The sequence below is a fragment of the Aquimarina macrocephali genome (genome assembly GCF_051627225.1).
Classification (GTDB): Bacteria; Bacteroidota; Bacteroidia; order Flavobacteriales; family Flavobacteriaceae; genus Aquimarina; species Aquimarina macrocephali.
Map to the genome: position 1 here is coordinate 3423583 of NZ_CP151795.1, position 17822 is coordinate 3441404.

At 33.7% G+C, this 17822-nt stretch carries 14 protein-coding genes and 1 tRNA gene; 12 read left to right on the plus strand and 3 right to left on the minus strand.

Translation table 11 applies throughout. The features are described 5' to 3' along the window. Positions 1-25: 25 nt before the first annotated feature. The 3 genes from rpoC to AAFU52_RS14800 all read left to right on the plus strand — a co-directional run bounded on the left by rpoC (position 26) and on the right by AAFU52_RS14800 (position 5052). Positions 26-4324, plus strand: coding sequence for a DNA-directed RNA polymerase subunit beta' (rpoC, locus tag AAFU52_RS14790; RefSeq protein WP_438422421.1), 4299 nt, complete (start codon positions 26-28; stop codon positions 4322-4324). Between the two features lie 65 nt (positions 4325-4389). Then, positions 4390-4704 (plus strand): DUF3467 domain-containing protein, encoded by a 315-nt coding sequence (locus tag AAFU52_RS14795; protein WP_438422422.1) that lies wholly within the window; start codon positions 4390-4392, stop codon positions 4702-4704. A gap of 177 nt (positions 4705-4881) precedes the next feature. Beyond that, a complete protein-coding gene (locus AAFU52_RS14800; RefSeq protein WP_161635242.1) occupies positions 4882-5052 on the plus strand; it encodes a hypothetical protein in 171 nt (56 codons plus the stop codon). 284 nt (positions 5053-5336) lie between these two features. On the opposite strand, the gene AAFU52_RS14805 is transcribed toward AAFU52_RS14800, so the two are convergent. Continuing rightward, positions 5337-6923 carry a peptide chain release factor 3 gene (locus AAFU52_RS14805; RefSeq protein WP_024768879.1) on the minus strand — a complete coding sequence of 529 codons (1587 nt, stop codon included), beginning with the start codon at positions 6921-6923 and terminating at the stop codon, positions 5337-5339. Positions 6924-7663: 740 nt separating this feature from the next. On the opposite strand from AAFU52_RS14805, the gene AAFU52_RS14810 reads away from it, so the two are divergent. The 8 genes from AAFU52_RS14810 to AAFU52_RS14845 all read left to right on the plus strand — a co-directional run bounded on the left by AAFU52_RS14810 (position 7664) and on the right by AAFU52_RS14845 (position 15886). Then, positions 7664-10723: a gliding motility-associated C-terminal domain-containing protein gene (locus AAFU52_RS14810; protein ID WP_438422423.1), complete on the plus strand. Its 3060-nt coding sequence runs from the start codon at positions 7664-7666 to the stop codon at positions 10721-10723. 52 nt (positions 10724-10775) lie between these two features. After that, positions 10776-11732 (plus strand): PorP/SprF family type IX secretion system membrane protein, encoded by a 957-nt coding sequence (locus AAFU52_RS14815; RefSeq protein ID WP_438422424.1) that lies wholly within the window; start codon positions 10776-10778, stop codon positions 11730-11732. A gap of 29 nt (positions 11733-11761) precedes the next feature. Continuing rightward, a complete protein-coding gene (locus AAFU52_RS14820) occupies positions 11762-13723 on the plus strand; it encodes an OmpA family protein (protein ID WP_438422425.1) in 1962 nt (653 codons plus the stop codon). A gap of 276 nt (positions 13724-13999) precedes the next feature. Further along, a complete protein-coding gene (gene idi, locus AAFU52_RS14825; RefSeq protein ID WP_438426642.1) occupies positions 14000-14518 on the plus strand; it encodes an isopentenyl-diphosphate Delta-isomerase in 519 nt (172 codons plus the stop codon). Continuing rightward, positions 14515-14925 carry a 6-pyruvoyl trahydropterin synthase family protein gene (locus AAFU52_RS14830; protein WP_024768873.1) on the plus strand — a complete coding sequence of 137 codons (411 nt, stop codon included), beginning with the start codon at positions 14515-14517 and terminating at the stop codon, positions 14923-14925. Before idi ends, AAFU52_RS14830 begins: the two co-directional genes overlap by 4 nt. 3 nt (positions 14926-14928) lie before the next feature. Then, positions 14929-15390, plus strand: coding sequence for a peroxiredoxin (locus AAFU52_RS14835; protein WP_438422426.1), 462 nt, complete (start codon positions 14929-14931; stop codon positions 15388-15390). A 97-nt stretch (positions 15391-15487) separates the two neighbouring features. Then, the gene (locus AAFU52_RS14840) at positions 15488-15754 is read left to right on the plus strand and encodes a hypothetical protein (RefSeq protein WP_024768871.1); all 267 of its coding nucleotides are present in this window, start codon (positions 15488-15490) and stop codon (positions 15752-15754) included. A gap of 58 nt (positions 15755-15812) precedes the next feature. Then, positions 15813-15886, plus strand: a tRNA-Thr gene (locus tag AAFU52_RS14845). A gap of 104 nt (positions 15887-15990) precedes the next feature. Here AAFU52_RS14845 and AAFU52_RS14850 read toward each other — a convergent pair. Together AAFU52_RS14850 and AAFU52_RS14855 are read right to left on the minus strand one after the other, a co-directional pair. Then, positions 15991-16206, minus strand: a complete 216-nt coding sequence (locus AAFU52_RS14850; protein ID WP_024768870.1) for a hypothetical protein — start codon at positions 16204-16206, stop codon at positions 15991-15993. A gap of 131 nt (positions 16207-16337) precedes the next feature. Next, complete coding sequence (locus tag AAFU52_RS14855; RefSeq protein WP_024768869.1) at positions 16338-16799, minus strand: YHS domain-containing (seleno)protein; 462 nt, start codon at positions 16797-16799, stop codon at positions 16338-16340. A gap of 106 nt (positions 16800-16905) precedes the next feature. Between AAFU52_RS14855 and AAFU52_RS14860 the strand changes: the two genes are divergently transcribed. Beyond that, positions 16906-17808, plus strand: coding sequence for an AraC family transcriptional regulator (locus AAFU52_RS14860; protein ID WP_024768868.1), 903 nt, complete (start codon positions 16906-16908; stop codon positions 17806-17808). Positions 17809-17822 lie beyond the last annotated feature (14 nt).

The following is a 17822-nucleotide window of genomic DNA, read 5'->3' on the forward strand; positions in this document are numbered from 1 at the left end:
AATAATTCTTTAGCAACCATATATTATGGCAAGAAATAATGATAAGAATACAGTAAAGAGATTTAATAAAATCTCTATAGGTTTAGCATCTCCTGAGTCAATTTTAGCGGCATCTCAGGGAGAAGTGTTAAAACCCGAAACTATCAATTATCGTACTCACAAACCCGAGCGTGATGGTTTGTTCTGTGAGCGTATTTTTGGACCTGTAAAGGACTTTGAATGTGCTTGTGGTAAATATAAAAGAATTCGTTACAAAGGTATTGTTTGTGATCGATGTGGAGTAGAGGTTACCGAAAAGAAAGTACGAAGAGATCGTGTGGGACATATTAACTTAGTTGTTCCTGTGGCACACATCTGGTATTTCCGTTCTTTACCAAATAAAATAGGATATTTATTAGGACTTCCATCTAAGAAATTAGATATGATTATTTACTACGAACGTTACGTAGTAATTCAACCTGGTATTGCCAAAAACGAAGAAGGTGAAGCTGTTCAGAAAATGGACTTCCTTACAGAAGAAGAATATTTAAATATTTTAGATAGCCTTCCTCAGGAAAATCTATATCTTGATGATACAGATCCTAATAAGTTTATCGCAAAGATGGGAGCAGAGTGCCTTATCGAGATCTTAAGAAGAATTGATCTTGATGCACTATCTTATGAACTAAGACATAAAGCAAATAACGAAACGTCTAAACAACGTAAAACAGAAGCATTAAAGCGTCTTCAGGTTGTTGAGTCTTTCCGTGATGCAAATAAAAATAGAGAAAACAATCCAGAATGGATGGTTCTAAAAGTTGTACCGGTAATTCCACCAGAATTACGTCCTTTGGTACCACTTGATGGAGGTCGTTTTGCAACTTCAGATTTAAATGATCTGTATCGTCGTGTGATTATTCGTAATAATCGTTTGAAGCGTTTGATGGAAATCAAAGCTCCAGAAGTTATTTTACGTAATGAAAAACGTATGCTTCAGGAGTCTGTGGATTCATTATTTGATAATACACGTAAAGCTTCTGCTGTTAAAACCGATTCTAACAGACCGTTAAAATCATTATCTGATTCTTTAAAAGGTAAGCAAGGGCGTTTCCGTCAGAACTTACTTGGTAAACGTGTGGATTATTCAGCACGTTCTGTGATTGTCGTTGGACCAGAATTGAAATTATTCGAATGTGGTCTTCCAAAGAATATGGCTGCAGAACTTTATAAACCATTTGTAATCAGAAAACTGATCGAACGTGGTATTGTAAAGACAGTAAAATCTGCAAAGAAAATTATAGATAGAAAAGAGCCTGTAGTTTGGGATATCTTAGAGAATGTCTTAAAAGGACATCCTGTATTACTAAACCGTGCTCCTACGCTTCACCGTCTGGGTATTCAGGCATTTCAACCTAAACTTATTGAAGGTAAAGCAATACAGTTACACCCATTGGTTTGTACTGCATTTAATGCCGATTTTGATGGAGATCAAATGGCAGTACACTTACCATTAGGACCAGAAGCAATTTTAGAATCTCAGTTGTTGATGCTAGCATCACACAATATTCTTAACCCTGCTAATGGATCACCAGTAACAGTTCCTTCTCAGGATATGGTCTTGGGTCTTTATTATATGACCAAGTCTCGTAGATCTACTCCAGAATTAGAAATAAAAGGAGAAGACTTAACATTCTATTCTCCAGAAGAAGTAGTTATAGCTTATAATGAAAAGAGATTAGATATTAATGCTAATATCAAAGTTAGAACTCAAGATATTGAAGAAGGAGAATTAGTAACTAAAATAATAGAAACTACTACAGGTAGAGTTTTATTTAATGAGAAAGTTCCTGAAAAAGCTGGATATATTAATGAAGTATTGACGAAAAAATCACTTAGGGATATTATCGGAGATATTTTGAAAGTAACAAGTGTTCCTGAAACAGCAGAATTCTTAGATGAAATCAAAACATTAGGATATAATTTTGCATTCCAGGGAGGATTATCATTCAGTTTAGGAGATATTATTATTCCTAAAGAGAAACATACCATGATTGCTGATGCAAATGCTCAGGTAGACAATATTGTAGCAAACTATAATATGGGTCTTATTACCAATAATGAGCGTTATAATCAGGTAATTGATATCTGGACCTCTACAAATGCTGAGTTGACAGAATTGTCTATGAAGCGTATTCGAGAAGATCAACAAGGATTCAATTCGGTGTATATGATGCTTGACTCTGGTGCAAGGGGATCTAAAGAACAGATTCGTCAGTTAACCGGAATGCGTGGATTGATGGCGAAACCGAAGAAAGCAAGTTCTGCTGGTGGAGAAATTATTGAAAATCCAATTCTTTCTAACTTTAAAGAAGGACTTTCTATCCTTGAGTACTTTATATCTACTCACGGTGCTCGTAAAGGTCTTGCAGATACCGCTCTTAAAACTGCGGATGCAGGATATCTTACACGTCGTTTGGTTGATGTTGCTCAAGATGTTATTGTTAATATAGAAGATTGTGGCACACTTAGAGGTGTAGAAGTAACTCCGTTAAAGAAAAATGAGGAAATCATAGAAGGACTTGCTGCTAGAATAGTGGGAAGAACTTCGTTGCAGGATGTTATTAATCCATTAACTCAAGAAGTATTAGCAGAAGCTGGTGTAGAAATTAATGATGAAGTTGCTAAGATTATTGAGAATTCTCCTGTAGAATCTGTAGAAGTTCGTTCTGCACTTACATGTGAAGCAAAGAAAGGAATTTGTGTAAAATGTTATGGTCGTAACCTTGCTACTGGTAAAACAGTACAGCGTGGTGAAGCCGTTGGTGTTGTAGCTGCTCAATCTATTGGAGAGCCTGGTACACAGCTTACATTGCGTACATTCCACGTGGGAGGTATTGCAGGTAACATTTCAGAAGAAAATCAATTAAAATCTAAATTTGCCGGTAAAGCTGAAATTGAAGAGCTTAAAACTGTTAAAGGAGAAGATACCGAGGGTAATGAGATCGATGTAGTAATTTCTCGTACATCAGAAGTTAAGATCATTGATCCAAAAACTAAAATTGTCTTAAGTACAAACTTAATTCCTTACGGTTCTCAATTATTTATTCAGGACGGAGATAAAATAGGTGAAGATCATGTAATCTGTCAGTGGGATCCATATAATGGAGTAATTATCTCTGAGTTTGCTGGTAAAGTACGATATGAGAATATTGAACAAGGTATTACCTATCAAGTAGAGATTGATGAACAAACCGGTTTCCAGGAAAAAGTAATTTCTGAATCTCGTGATAAGAAAAAGATACCAACATTACATGTATTAGGAAAAGGAGATGAAGTGCTACGTTCTTATAACTTACCAGTTGGAGCTCACCTTATGGTGGATGATAATGATAAGATTAAGGTAGGTAAAATCTTGGTTAAGATTCCTCGTAAATCTGCTAAGGCAGGTGATATTACAGGAGGTCTTCCAAGAGTAACAGAATTATTCGAAGCGCGTAATCCTTCTAACCCAGCTGTAGTTAGTGAAATTGATGGTGTAGTATCATTTGGAAAAATCAAACGTGGTAATCGTGAGATTATCGTAGAATCCAGAATAGGAGAAATTAAAAAGTATCTTGTGAAACTTTCTAATCAAATTCTTGTTCAGGAAAATGATTATGTTCGTGCAGGAATGCCATTATCAGATGGATCTACTACGCCAGAAGATATTCTTAAAATCAAAGGCCCTTCTGCAGTACAGCAGTATTTGGTTAATGAAGTACAAGAAGTATATCGATTACAAGGTGTGAAAATTAATGATAAGCATTTTGAAGTAGTAGTACGTCAAATGATGCGTAAAGTAAGAATTCAGGATCCGGGAGATACTATTTTCCTTGAGAATCAATTAGTACATAAAGCTGATTTTATCGAAGAAAATGATGAGATCTTCGGAATGAAGGTTGTTGAAGATTCTGGAGATAGCGAAAACCTTAAAGAAGGACAGATAATTTCTCCACGTGATTTAAGAGATGAAAACTCTGCTTTACGTAGAGATGATAAAAACTTAGTTACTGCAAGAGATGTTTCTCCTGCTACAGCAACTCCAATACTGCAAGGTATTACAAGAGCTTCGCTACAAACCAAGTCCTTTATCTCTGCAGCATCATTCCAGGAAACAACAAAAGTATTGAATGAAGCTGCTGTAAGCGGTAAAATTGATGACCTTGAAGGTCTTAAAGAGAATGTGATTGTTGGACATAGAATACCAGCAGGAACAGGAATGAGAGACTATGAAAGTATCATTGTTGGTTCAAACGAAGAGTTTGAAGAACGAATGGAACAGCGACAAGAAGTTAATTATAACTAATATAAATAGCCTGCCTTTTTAGGCAGGCTTTTTTTTGATCAAACGATTCTAAAATAAAATTAGATATGGCAGATAATAAAAATCAGAAACAAAATCAATTGAATATAGAGCTAGATGAAGATGTTGCAGATGGTGTATATAGTAATCTTGCAATTATTAACCATTCAGTTTCAGAATTTGTAGTTGATTTCGTAAACATTATGCCGGGTAGACCAAAAAGTAAGGTGAAAAGCAGAATTATTTTAACTCCGCAGCATGCCAAAAGATTATTAAAAGCGCTTAGTGATAATGTAAATCGATTTGAAGCTGCTCATGGAGAAATTAAAGATTATGAACAAGCACCTATTCCTATGAATTTTGGCCCTACAGGAGAAGCTTAGACGGTAATTGAATTCTAGGATACTTCATTAGAATATAATTCGTTGGTTGTACAGCTTCTTTTTTACAGAAAAACACCTAAGAAATAAATGGTTAGATCTATAGAAATCATAGTATAAAACACTTCTATGAATGTCTAGGTATTATCAATTCGGTTGATTGTAGGATTAATTAGTCTTATGTTATTTGTTAACTGCCAAAAAGATGATGATTTACCTGTCAATTCAAATCCAATTTTTGAAGGATTGGATAGTGTTGTAAAAAATCAAATGGTTACATATAATATTCCTGGTGCCAGTATCGCAGTTATTAGAAATGAAAAGCCTGTGTATGTGAATTCTTTTGGCTAATCTAATAAAATAATTAGTAAAAAAGCAGCTAACGATAACCTGCCAATTCTAATAAAGAATTAATTACTGTTAGACAGCTATTAAACCATGAATCTGGTTGGGGGAACTCTCCAAATGATCCTATGTTTTCGGATTTTAATAAACCTTTGGATGAATTGATAACTTATGTAGAAAGTTAGCCAATCCTCCGAGTTCAGTATATTATTGCCTTAATTTTAGATATAGTATACCAGGAAGAGTCATAAAAAAGTTACAAAAATTTCGGATACAGTCTATAGAGACGATTAAAACTCTGAGGTAAAATGAAACTCGATCGACGGATATTTTTGTTGTGTCATTTGTAGACTAAAAGAAGAATCAGCCAAAAATACCAATTGATCATGTTTATCTTTTGCCAGAAATTTACTTTTTACACGTTTAAAATCTTTAAACTCATCATTGTCCTGATCTTTAGCTTCTACCCAACAAGCCTTATGAACATTAAGATTCTCATAAGTACATTTTGCACCATATTCATGCTCTAACCTATATTGAATTACTTCATATTGTAAAGCACCAACTGTTCCTATAATTTTTCTTCCATTCAATTCTAAAGTAAAAAGCTGAGCAACTCCTTCGTCCATTAATTGATCAATCCCCTTTGCCAGTTGTTTAGACTTCATAGGATCTGCATTGTTGATATACCTAAAATGTTCTGGAGAAAAACTAGGGACTCCTTTATAATGCAAAATTTCTCCTTTGGTGAGAGTATCCCCAATTTTAAAATTTCCGGTATCGTGTAATCCAACAATGTCACCTGGATATGATATATCTACAATCTCCTTTTTTTCGGCAAAAAAAGCATTAGGACTAGAAAACTTAAGCTTTTTATTATGCCTTGTATGAAGATACGGAACGTTTCTTTCGAAGGTTCCTGATACAATTTTTATAAATGCCAGTCTGTCTCTGTGTTTTGGATCCATATTCGCATGGATTTTAAACACAAACCCTGTAAAATCTTTTTCTTCAGGATGCACTAATCGTACATCACTTTCCTTAGGTCTTGGTGGGGGAGCAATGGTAACAAAACAATCTAATAATTCTCTAACACCAAAATTATTTAATGCCGATCCGAAAAACACAGGTTGTAAATCACCATTTTGATACTGTTCTTTTTCAAATTTTGGGTATATACCTTCTACCAATTCTAATTCTTCACGTAATGTGTCTGCAGCAGTATCCCCGATTATGTCATTAAGACCCTGAGAAGATAAATCAGATATTTCAATAGTCTCTTCAATGTTTTTTCTACTATCTCCACTAAAAAGATTAATATTTTTCTCCCAAATATTATAAATTCCTTTAAAATCATATCCCATTCCAATAGGAAAACTTAATGGAGTAACGGTAAGGCCTAGTTTTTGTTCTATTTCATCCAGAAGTTCAAAGGCATCTTTTCCTTCACGATCCAGTTTGTTAATAAAAACAATCATAGGAATATTTCTCATTCTACAAACAGAAACTAACTTTTCGGTTTGTTCCTCAACACCTTTTGCAACATCAATCACAACAATTACACTATCCACAGCGGTTAATGTTCTAAAGGTATCCTCGGCAAAATCTTTATGCCCGGGAGTATCCAGAATATTAATCTTAATGCCTTTGTACTCAAAAGCTAATACCGAGGTAGCAACAGATATACCTCTTTGACGTTCGATTTCCATAAAATCACTGGTAGCTCCTTTTTTAACTTTATTTGATTTTACGGCCCCTGCTTCTTGAATAGCACCTCCAAAAAGTAATAATTTTTCGGTCAATGTAGTCTTACCTGCATCAGGGTGAGAGATGATCCCAAAGGTTCTTCTTCTCCCAATTTCGTCTATAAATTTCATTTTATTTTGTTTATTATTCTAAATATTTAGATACACTCTCAATAGCACCAAATTTCTTATCAAAATAAGCTTTTAGCCGCCTATTCATTTTATGATTCCTATAAGTTTGATGATATGTTTATTATCTGCCCTTATATCTAAATGAGGATGCAAATATAATATTAAAATAGACAATAAAGCTCTTACGATTTCATAGTGTAGGAACATTGAAATGTCTGGTACGAAAAAATAGATTTGAAGATTTGTCTGTATGTATTTAATCGATGAAAATAATTTTTTATCGATTATTTTAAAATTTGATATAAAGTTAAATGTTAAAACGATTAGATTTATATCTAGTTTCGTAATTATTAAGATGTTATTGGGGAGAATTGATTAATGGCATATACGTAAAACTTCTTATGTTTTGCTTGAAAAATGAAGATTTTGGCTTTATAGAATTAGAGATATTAAGCGTAATTAGAATTAAACAACAAGGAGGGGATTCCTTTTTTAAATATATATATAAACTTTGGCGAGCATGTGTATTTCACCGGTTAAAAGTGATTTGCATCGAGAAAATTGGAAAATAAATTTTATTAAATAGTTAAGAAATTTATTTTCTTAGTTTTGTAATCGTATTATGGTAAAACCGTATTTTTATTACGGTTTTATTGTGTGATATTAATTATGTTTTATAAATAATTTGTAAAAATTTATTTCGTAGAGTTTTTGCAAATGATATTATAAATGTTCGTCATATGAAAAAAATTACTTTTGGGGGAAATTCTGGATCAACATTCAGAATTAAAGTATTTGTATTATTTCTTTTTTTTAGTACTTCATTCACAGGTGTTAAAGCACAATGTCTTGGTAATTCTCAAACTTTTGATTGGAGTCTTTTGACTCCTAATCCATGGGATGAAACCACAGTTCTAAGCTCTACTTATACGACTTCGGTGTGTTCGGCTCCTGCAACATTAACATTAACATTACAAGATCCTGATAATGTTTTAAGTACTAGTGGAACAGAAATCGACAATAAGCGATATAAAATGGCTATAAGAGATGTAGCTGTAGGAGATCAAGCAAGTCTTACTATAGATTTTTCTACGCCTGTTACGATCAATGATTTTAAGGTAGATGATATTGATTATAATGTTACTTTTGATGATAATGTTACTTTTACCGCATCTGTTGGAGGTGTAAATGTTCCTTTAATACTTACTGCAGCTGGAGATACACCAACTTTTACGATTATTGGACAAACGGCCGACGGACAATCGGATAATCCATCGAGTACTAATGATAATGGATCTGTATTGGTTAACTCTAATGGAAATGCGATTGATAAATTAGTAATTTCCTATGCCGCAGGAGTAGCAAGAATTGGCTTAGATCAAACAATATGGATATCAGAAGATTATAGTATTTGTTGTCCTGTAATTGATTCATGTGACTCTACAATTTCAGGAAACATTGATACAGACGGGGATACTGTTTCAGATATATGTGATAATGATGATGATAACGATGGTATTTTAGATACAGAAGAAGGGATATGTACTCCAGTACAATCTGGAAATTGGAGTGGTACCGGTTTTAATAATACAACGACTATTGCTCCAAATTTAATTCTTAGAGCTACTACAAATACAACCACGGCGTTTTCTAATGGAAATTTCAACCCTATAGGTGCAGGTTTTTGGTCAGAAAATTTGGCTGGAGATGTTTCATTACAAAGTGACTATAATTGGAACTCAACACTAACTATTAGTTTTGAAGATGCTTTGGGAAATCCTGTAATTGTAGATAATCCAATACTACATTTAGATCGTATTGGATCATTTAGTGGGCCTACCCAAAATTCTGCAGATATTACTCTGCTAGGAGGATTAACATGGAGAAAACTAGGAGGAACGAATGATTTTCATACAACATCAACAACTGCAAGAGATGGGGGAGCGGATTCTGCTTTTTTAGGTATTTATACAAGAGAAAGTAGTATGAATGATGCCGATGGAACTGCATCTGGTTCTTTACAGATACAAGGAGCGGTTTCTTCTTTTACACTCCAATTTATTCAGGTTGGTGGAAGTGGAATAGGATATGATCGTTTAGAATTAATAGTATTTACCTGTAAAAGTACTGATACAGATAATGATGGAATTCCAGATTATCACGATCTAGACAGTGATGGGGATAATTGTAATGATGTTATTGAAGCAGGATTTACAGATGATGATGATGATGGCCTTTTGGGGAATGGTACTTTTGGAGCTGGACTTACCGTTGATGGAAATGGCTTAGTTACCTCGGGAAGTGACGGGTATACCGGGACAAATACTAATGTTATTACTGCTGGAGTTGCTCCGACCATTACTACGCAGCCATCTAATTCTACAATATGTGAAGGAACAGATACTACGTTTACCATATTAACTTCTAATGCAGATACATATCAATGGCAATTATTTAATGGTAGTTCCTGGGATGATTTAACAAATAGTGGTATTCATAGCACTACAACTACCAATACATTAACAATTACAAATGCTTCAGCATCTGATGATGGAAATCGATATCGAGTAATTGTCTCCAGTTCGACATATGCATGTGATTCTAAAACTTCAGAAGAAAGAATACTTACAGTTAATGCTGCGCCAACTATTAGCGTGACAAGTGCTCCAACTTGCTCAGCCGATTCAACAACATATTCCCTGGAGGTAACTGTAAGCTCAGGTACAGTGACCAGTACTTCGGGGACCGTAAACAATATTTCTGGTAATGTATGGAGTATTGAAGGGATAACCCCAGGAGTAAACATTGATGTTACAGCAACAGCGGTTAATGGTTGTAAACGAATGCTATCCGTTAATATACCTTTATCATGCTTGATAGCAAATGATGATACGGTGACTATAGATGGTGATACAGGAGGTAATTCTATCAATGTTGTTAATGACAATGATATTTTAGATGGAAATGGGGTTACACTAGGTGTGGATGTTACGATAACAACAGTCGCAGATCCCAATCCAGGAGATGGTGTTAGCCTAAACCCAACTACAGGAGAAGTTACAGTTTTACCAAATACTCCACCGGGTGACTATACCATTATCTATACCCTATGTAGTATAGCGATCCCACTAGCTTGTGATGATGCAGTGATTACAATAACAGTAGTTCCTGCTCCAAATGGTACTATAACAGGTCATTTGTATAGTGACTTAAATGATAATAGCACACAGGATATTGGTGAGCCAGACTTAGAAGGAGTAGATGTTAATATTATCGATGTTAATGGGGTAGAGCAAATCGTAACTACAGATCTAAACGGAGATTATATTGCGAATGTTCCCGTAGGAGCAACTATAGTAGATATCGACAATACAACACTTCCGTTAGGGAGTTTACAAACAGAAGGAACCGACCCAACAACAGTAACTGTAATAGGAACCGGAATAACAATAGAAGAAAATAATGGATTTATTGTAATTGCGGATGTTGATGATCAAATTATTGTATATACCGGGATCTCTCCTAATGGAGATGGTATTAATGATCAGTTTAGAATAGTAGGATTAGATAATTTTCCTAATAATACATTACAGATATTCAATCGTTGGGGAGTTAAGATATTTGAACAGGATCGATATGAACAATCCGGAACTAGATTCTTTGAAGGGATTAGCGAAGGAAGAGCTACAATAGGCCGTAATAAAGAACTGCCAGTAGGGACTTATTTTTATGTTTTAGAATATGAAAACGCTAGTGGAATCAACATGTCCAAAGCTGGTTACTTGTATATAAATAGATAAATGTATCTGGAATATCATATATTTGTTATTCCCTAAATCGAATTAAATACTTATGAATACATCGTCAATAATGTTTATGCTTGTAGTTTTAGGTTTTGCTACAACTTCTATTTGCGCACAACAAGATGCTCAATATACCCAATACATGTACAATACGATTAGTGTTAATCCTGCCTATGCCGGTAGTCGTGGAGTATTAAGTATTATGGGACTTCACCGTAGTCAATGGGTTGGCTTAGATGGTGCGCCACGTACTCAAACACTTACTCTTAATACTCCTATAGGAGGTAATGAACGCCTTGGTTTAGGTGTATCTATTGTTAATGATGAGATTGGCCCTACCGATGAGACATATTTTGATATTGATTTTTCCTATTCTATTCCTACTTCAGAACAAGGAAAACTAAGTTTTGGATTAAAAGCGGGCGGTCATTTGTTAAATGTAGATTTTCAAAAATTAAACCGGTTTAATAGTAATGATGCTTTATTCGAAAACAATATTGATAATAAATTTAGCCCTAATGTAGGAGTTGGAGTCTATTATCATACAGATCGTTTTTATGTGGGACTAAGTGCTCCTAATCTATTAGAAACAGATCATTTTGATGAAAGTACTACAGATGTCAATAGTACGGCAGTGAGTTTTTTGGCAGAAGAACGAATCAACTATTATTTGATAGCTGGTCATGTTTTTGATTTGAGTGATGATATAAAATTTAAACCTGCCGTTTTAAGCAAACTAGTATTTGGAGCGCCATTGCAAGTAGACGTATCTGCAAACTTTTTGTTGTATGACCGTTTAACCTTAGGAGCAGCATATCGTTGGAGTGCAGCACTAAGTGGTATGGTAGGTTTTCAGATATCAGACTCAATGATGATTGGATTTGCCTATGATCGAGAAACAACGGAGTTAGGACAGTCACAATTTAATGATGGAAGTTATGAGGTAATGCTACGATTCGAACTTTTCAAAAAATATAATAGAATGCTGACACCGCGTTTCTTTTAATTAAGTATTTAAAAAGTAATAGTAAAAAAATGGGGAAATATTTACTTAAATCATTATTGATTTTTATGTTGTTGTTTTTCGGGAACAATACTCTTTTATCTCAAGAAAAAAAACTCAAAAAAGCCAAAGAGCAATACGATAAGTATCAATACATTGATGCACAGGAAACGTATCTTAAAGTAGCTAGAAAAGGATATAAAAGTGCGGATCTTTTTATGAATCTGGGAGATAGTTATTATTTTAATAGCCAGTTTGAAGAGGCACTAAAATGGTATGAAGAATTAATGAATTCTTATCCTGATCAAGTTGAGCCCGAGTACTACTTTAGATATGCGCAGACTCTAAAAACAGTAGAAAGGTACCAGGATTCTGATACGTACATGCAAAAATTTGCAGCAGCTAATGGAAATGACCAACGTGCAAAATTATTTTTAGACGGATCTGATTATCTAAAACGTATCGATTTTCAATCAGGTAGATTTGAGATAGAAAATGCATCAGTGAATTCTTCTTTTGTTGAGTTTGGAACCGCTTTTTATGGAAAAAGTATAGTGTTTAGCTCTTCTAGAGATACATTAACATTTAAAAAGGCTATTCATCAATGGAATGGAGAGGCTTTCCTAAATCTTTTTGAAGCAAAATATGACTCTGTAAATAATAGCTTTTCGAAAATAAGAAGGTTTGACCGAAAAATAAATTCCAAATTTCACGAGTCAACACCTGTTTTTACAAAAGATACACGAACTATCTACTTTACAAGAAATAATTTTGAAGAAGGAAAACTAGGTCGTGATCAAAGAGGAACAAATAAGTTGAAAATATATCGTTCCTATAAAAATCCTGAAGGAGGATGGACAACACCGCAAAATTTACCATTTAATAGTGATGAATATTCTGTAGCACATCCTACATTGAGTAGTGATGAAAAAACACTGTATTTTTCGTCAGATATGCCTGGAGGAAAAGGACTTTCTGATTTGTATGAAGTAGCTATTAATGGAGATGGTAGTTTTGGAGAGCCAAAAAATTTGGGAGATAGAATTAATACAGAAGGAAAAGAAACATTCCCATTTATAGGAGCGGACAACGAATTATATTTTTCGTCTAATGGACATGTAGGTTTAGGAGGATTAGATGTATACGTAACAAAGATTAATCCGCAAACAGACAAAGAAAAATTAGTAGTTAACGTTGGTAGACCAATTAATGGGCCTAAAGATGATTTTGCGTTTATAATTGATGAAAACACCAAGAAAGGATACTTTTCATCTAATCGTGAAGGAGGAAAAGGAAGTGATGATATTTATAGCTTCGTAGAGCTAGAAGATTTAAAAGATTTCTGTGAAACTACAATTGCAGGATTGGTTACTGATAAGGATACTAACGAATTACTGCCAGGAACCAAAGTATCTATATATGATAGCAATAATAACCTAATACAAAGTTTTGTTATGGGTGATGAGGCTACCTATTCACAATTAGTAGAATGTGAAACCAGTTACTTTGTAAGAGCAGAGAAAGAAGAGTATAACACTCTGGAGAAGCTCGTGAATACATCCGATAAATCTCAAACGATAGATACTCCACTTGCATTAGAAAAGAAAATTAAATCTGCAGATGTAGGAGACGACTTAACAAAGATATTATCGCTTAAGCCAATTTACTTTGACTTTAATGGATATACAATACGTTCTGATGCAAAAGTAGAACTAGCAAAAGTGATTGAAGTGATGAATCAATATGCTGATATGAAACTAGAAATTAGATCACATACAGATAGTCATGGAGAAGATCAGTATAACTTGTATTTATCTGAAAAAAGAGCTGAAGCTACAGTAAATTATATGATCAATAATGGCATATCTGCAGATCGATTAACAGGAAAAGGATATGGAGAAACACAATTGGTTAATGACTGTGGTAATGAATCGAATTGTAAAAAAGATAAACACCAATTAAATAGACGAAGCGAATTTATCATCATTAAATAATTTTTATAGCGATAAATTCTATACATATATAAAAAACGCCTCATACTGTTGAGGCGTTTTTTATTGAAGAAATTCTGTTTTTGAAAAACTACAGGATAATAAGTTTAAAATAAATATTAAAGCCAATTCTGAGATATGGCAGATTTTTTGCTTTACTATTTAAAAATTTTATAGTAAAGTTTTCACTAAGAACAGATACAGCTAAATTAACATCTATAAACTGGATGGATTATGAATTACTCTTATGATTTTGTAATTTTGGAGCAATTAAAAGCAATGAAAGAAGAAAAAGTTATCCTGGTTAATGAAAATGATGAGCAAATCGGGTTGATGCCTAAACTAGAAGCACATCAAAAAGCTGTATTACATAGAGCCTTTTCGGTATTTATTATTAATGGTAAAAACGAATTAATGCTTCAGCAAAGGGCGCACCATAAATACCATTCACCTGGTTTATGGACTAATACATGTTGTAGTCACCAAAGAGAAGGAGAAACTAACGTAGAAGCAGGAATACGAAGATTACAAGAAGAAATGGGATTTACCACCTCATTAAAAGATTCTGTCTCGTTTATATATAAAGCTCCTTTTGATAATGGACTTACAGAACATGAGTACGATCATGTATTATTAGGAGAATATGAAGAAGATCCTGTCATTAATACTGAAGAAGTAGTCGATTGGAAATGGATGCCTATAGAAGCTGTTAAACACGATATATTAGAGCATCCCGAACAATACACAGAATGGTTTAAAATCATTTTTGAAAAATTTTATTCACACATAACCTTATGAGGATTAAAGCCTGTAGAAAAGCTCATTTTAATGCAGCACATCGATTGTATAGAAAGGATTGGAGTGATGAAAAAAACCTTCAGATATTTGGCAAGTGTAGCAATCCAAAATATCACGGCCATAACTATGAACTTATCGTGGCAGTAATAGGAGAGACAGACCCAGAAACAGGGTTTTTGATGGATCTTAAGATTTTAAAAGAGTACATTAAAACCGAAGTCGAAGACTATATGGATCATAAAAATCTTAATGAAGAGGTTGAAGAGTTTGAGAGTTTAAATCCTACTGTAGAAAATATAGCCTTTGTAATATGGAACAGATTGCGTAAAAAGATAGCTTCACAATACGATATTGAAGTTACCCTATATGAAACCCCTCGCAATTTTGTAATCTATAAAGGAGAATAGAATATGGGGTTGCAAGTAGGTGATAAGGTTCCTGAGTTTATCGCTACGAATGATAAAGGAGAACAATTTTTAAGTTCTGATATTATCGGAAAAAAAAATCTGATACTTTATTTTTACCCTAAAAACTTTACTCCTGGTTGTACAAAAGAAGCCTGCAGCTTTAGAGATAATTATGTTGATTTTGTAACCCTAGGCGTAGAAGTGATAGGTATAAGTGCCGATAGTATAAAATCACACGCGAGATTTAAAAGTAAATATGCACTTCCCTTTATGTTCTTGTCTGATCCTAAAGGTGAATTAAGAAAACTTTTTGACGTGAAATCAGAATTATTGGGATTACTGCCAGGAAGAGAAACCTATGTGATAGATGAAAAAGGAATCATACAACTAAAATTTAATAGTATGAAAGCTTCAGAACATTTAGATAAAGTAATAGAAAAAATAAAAGAAATGGTAAATGAGTAACTAACTCTTTCTGAAAATAAAAATTTGAGAAGGAGTTCGCCTTTTACATACTCATTATTGAATTGAAAACACTAATTTTGCACAAAACAAATTAGATATGGCAAATAAGAGAGACCTTAAAAAAGATATAAATTACGTTTTAGGAGATATTATAGAAGAAGTTTATATGTGGGAATTAGAAAATCCTGGTAAAGATGGTAAATCTGGAGAAGCAATCATTGATGAAGCAATTACATCTTTTGATGGATTTATGGCTAGGGCTAATGAACGAAAACTTGAAAACCCTAAAAAACATTTCAAATCTCTTCGTGAGGATTTAGAAAAAACAGCTAAGGCTTTAGTTGAAAAAGTAAATGCATTGTAATTTTCTTTAAAAAATATTTGTAAAAACGGTTGTAGAAATTATATTTGCAACCGTTTTTGCCGATATAGCTCAGCTGGCTAGAGCAGCTGATTTGTAATCAGCAGGTCGTGGGTTCGAGTCCCTCTATCGGCTCTTAAAAAAAAGTCCTAAACTTATGTTTAGGACTTTTCTTTTTCTAAATAGAGAATGAATTCAAAATGTCTTAAAACAGAATGAATTATTCTGTTTAAAAAAATCTAGATACAGCAACCATTTGATGGATGATATGAGCATCCTGGGATATAAGTAGCGCCACAACTAGGATTGTTTAATGCTACATGAGAAGTAGTACAGCATCGTAATGCAGGATTACAACATTTTCGAAGCACCGGAATACGACCACCGTTTATTCCTTTTTGTTCACTTTTTTTAAGACTTTTTGTTCCTTTTAAATTTAAGATGGTTTTTAACATGATGTTTAAGTTTTAAGTTTCATCACTAAATTAAGGAAAATACATATCGATGATATACGGTAATACCTCAATTAACATTTTGCGATAAGGCATTTATACCAATGGATCGAACTCATCTTATGAAATCATAATTATTTGTTCTTAAGAGACTTCCAGTTCGTGTTTGCCAATTTTTCCATTTCAGATTCATTCCCAATCCATGGTATAATTGTATTAAAAGGTTTGCCCTCCCAGTAATCATTGTAGAAGAGGTATAGTTTTCCATTATCGACTCTAAATGTATTAGGGTCAACAGGTACCTTCTTATTCATTTTCGCTACAGCAAATGCGCAATAACCATCAAATTGAGGAAGATACTGTGATGGGTTAGCTTTGAAAGCTTTTAGATGTTCTGCATTTGCAAAATAATAAGTAGCTTCATTGTATGTAGTAGAAAACTCGATACTTCCTCTCATTGCTGTATTGGTTGTGAAGTAATTGACCACATCATATCCATTATTAGCAACATTATTTTTGTTCACGTTTACTTTTTGAGCTACTCCCAGACTTGTTCCAAGTATAGCAATTACTAGAGTTAAGATCATTTTTTTCATTGAAAATAATTTTGTAGATTAATAATTAGTACAAAAATAGAATCATAATTTGTGTTTTTAGTGCTTAAAAAACAATTATATTTGCTCAATAGTACAAAATTGTGTTATGGATGTATTTAGTGATGTTTTAAAAAAAGTAAAATTATCGAGTGCTGTATATTTTAAATCAAATTTTTCTTCTCCATGGGGAATGGATATTCCTAAGGGGCCTTTCGCGCAGTTTCATATTGTAACACGGGGTCAATGTATACTTAAAACAAAAGATAAATCTATTCAACTATTTGCGGGTGATATTGTTGTTTTTCCTTTAGGGACAAATCATTGGTTGGCAGATTTAGAGACAAGTAAACGACAAAACGGGCAGGATGTAGTACGAGCTATTTTAAAAGGAAAGCCTTTATTCGAAGGAGATAATATAGCTACAACATTACTATGTGGTCATTTTGAGTTTGATAGAAGTATAGAGCATCCTTTTATAAAAGAAATGCCTAAAATTATCCATATACCTGATGCAGAGAAAAAAGAATTCTCATGGTTAGAAAATATTGTTAATCTTGTAATTCATGAAGCTGGAAATGAACAACCAGGAAGTCAGGTCATTGTAGATAAACTAGGAGAGGTTTTATTTATTCATACGTTAAGGGCTTATATTCAGAGAAACAAAGCTAAAAAAGGGTTTGTAGCAGCTATGCAAGACGAACGGATAGGTAAGGTGCTAAAGGCTATTCATAGTGCTCCAGAAATGAATTGGAGACTGGTTTCACTAGCACGAATCGCAGGAATGTCGCGAACAAGCTTTAGTAATCAATTTAGGGACTTAATGGGAGAAACCCCATTGAATTATATCACACAATGGAGAATGTTACAGGCAAAAGAACTTTTGATAGAGAGCAATAAGCCGGTAGGGGAGATAGCCAACGAAGTTGGTTATCAATCTGAAGCTGCTTTTAACAGAGTTTTTAAAAAGAGAGTAACTTTAACTCCTCTCAAATTTAGACAGTCTTTTTAACTATGGATTTTTGT

What these genes read in the sequence shown, in the direction of transcription:
- AAFU52_RS14800 (WP_161635242.1), top strand. Translation starts at nt 4,882, where the DNA reads ATGTTATTTGTTAACTGCCAAAAAGATGATGATTTACCTGTCAATTCA.
- AAFU52_RS14860 (WP_024768868.1), top strand. Translation starts at nt 16,906, where the DNA reads ATGGATGTATTTAGTGATGTTTTAAAAAAAGTAAAATTATCGAGTGCT.
- AAFU52_RS14840 (WP_024768871.1), top strand. Translation starts at nt 15,488, where the DNA reads ATGGCAAATAAGAGAGACCTTAAAAAAGATATAAATTACGTTTTAGGA.
- AAFU52_RS14815 (WP_438422424.1), top strand. Translation starts at nt 10,776, where the DNA reads ATGAATACATCGTCAATAATGTTTATGCTTGTAGTTTTAGGTTTTGCT.
- AAFU52_RS14830 (WP_024768873.1), top strand. Translation starts at nt 14,515, where the DNA reads ATGAGGATTAAAGCCTGTAGAAAAGCTCATTTTAATGCAGCACATCGA.
- rpoC (WP_438422421.1), top strand. Translation starts at nt 26, where the DNA reads ATGGCAAGAAATAATGATAAGAATACAGTAAAGAGATTTAATAAAATC.
- AAFU52_RS14805 (WP_024768879.1), bottom strand. Translation starts at nt 6,923, where the DNA reads ATGAAATTTATAGACGAAATTGGGAGAAGAAGAACCTTTGGGATCATC.
- idi (WP_438426642.1), top strand. Translation starts at nt 14,000, where the DNA reads ATGAAAGAAGAAAAAGTTATCCTGGTTAATGAAAATGATGAGCAAATC.
- AAFU52_RS14820 (WP_438422425.1), top strand. Translation starts at nt 11,762, where the DNA reads ATGGGGAAATATTTACTTAAATCATTATTGATTTTTATGTTGTTGTTT.
- AAFU52_RS14795 (WP_438422422.1), top strand. Translation starts at nt 4,390, where the DNA reads ATGGCAGATAATAAAAATCAGAAACAAAATCAATTGAATATAGAGCTA.
- AAFU52_RS14810 (WP_438422423.1), top strand. Translation starts at nt 7,664, where the DNA reads ATGAAAAAAATTACTTTTGGGGGAAATTCTGGATCAACATTCAGAATT.
- AAFU52_RS14835 (WP_438422426.1), top strand. Translation starts at nt 14,929, where the DNA reads ATGGGGTTGCAAGTAGGTGATAAGGTTCCTGAGTTTATCGCTACGAAT.
- AAFU52_RS14855 (WP_024768869.1), bottom strand. Translation starts at nt 16,799, where the DNA reads ATGAAAAAAATGATCTTAACTCTAGTAATTGCTATACTTGGAACAAGT.
- AAFU52_RS14850 (WP_024768870.1), bottom strand. Translation starts at nt 16,206, where the DNA reads ATGTTAAAAACCATCTTAAATTTAAAAGGAACAAAAAGTCTTAAAAAA.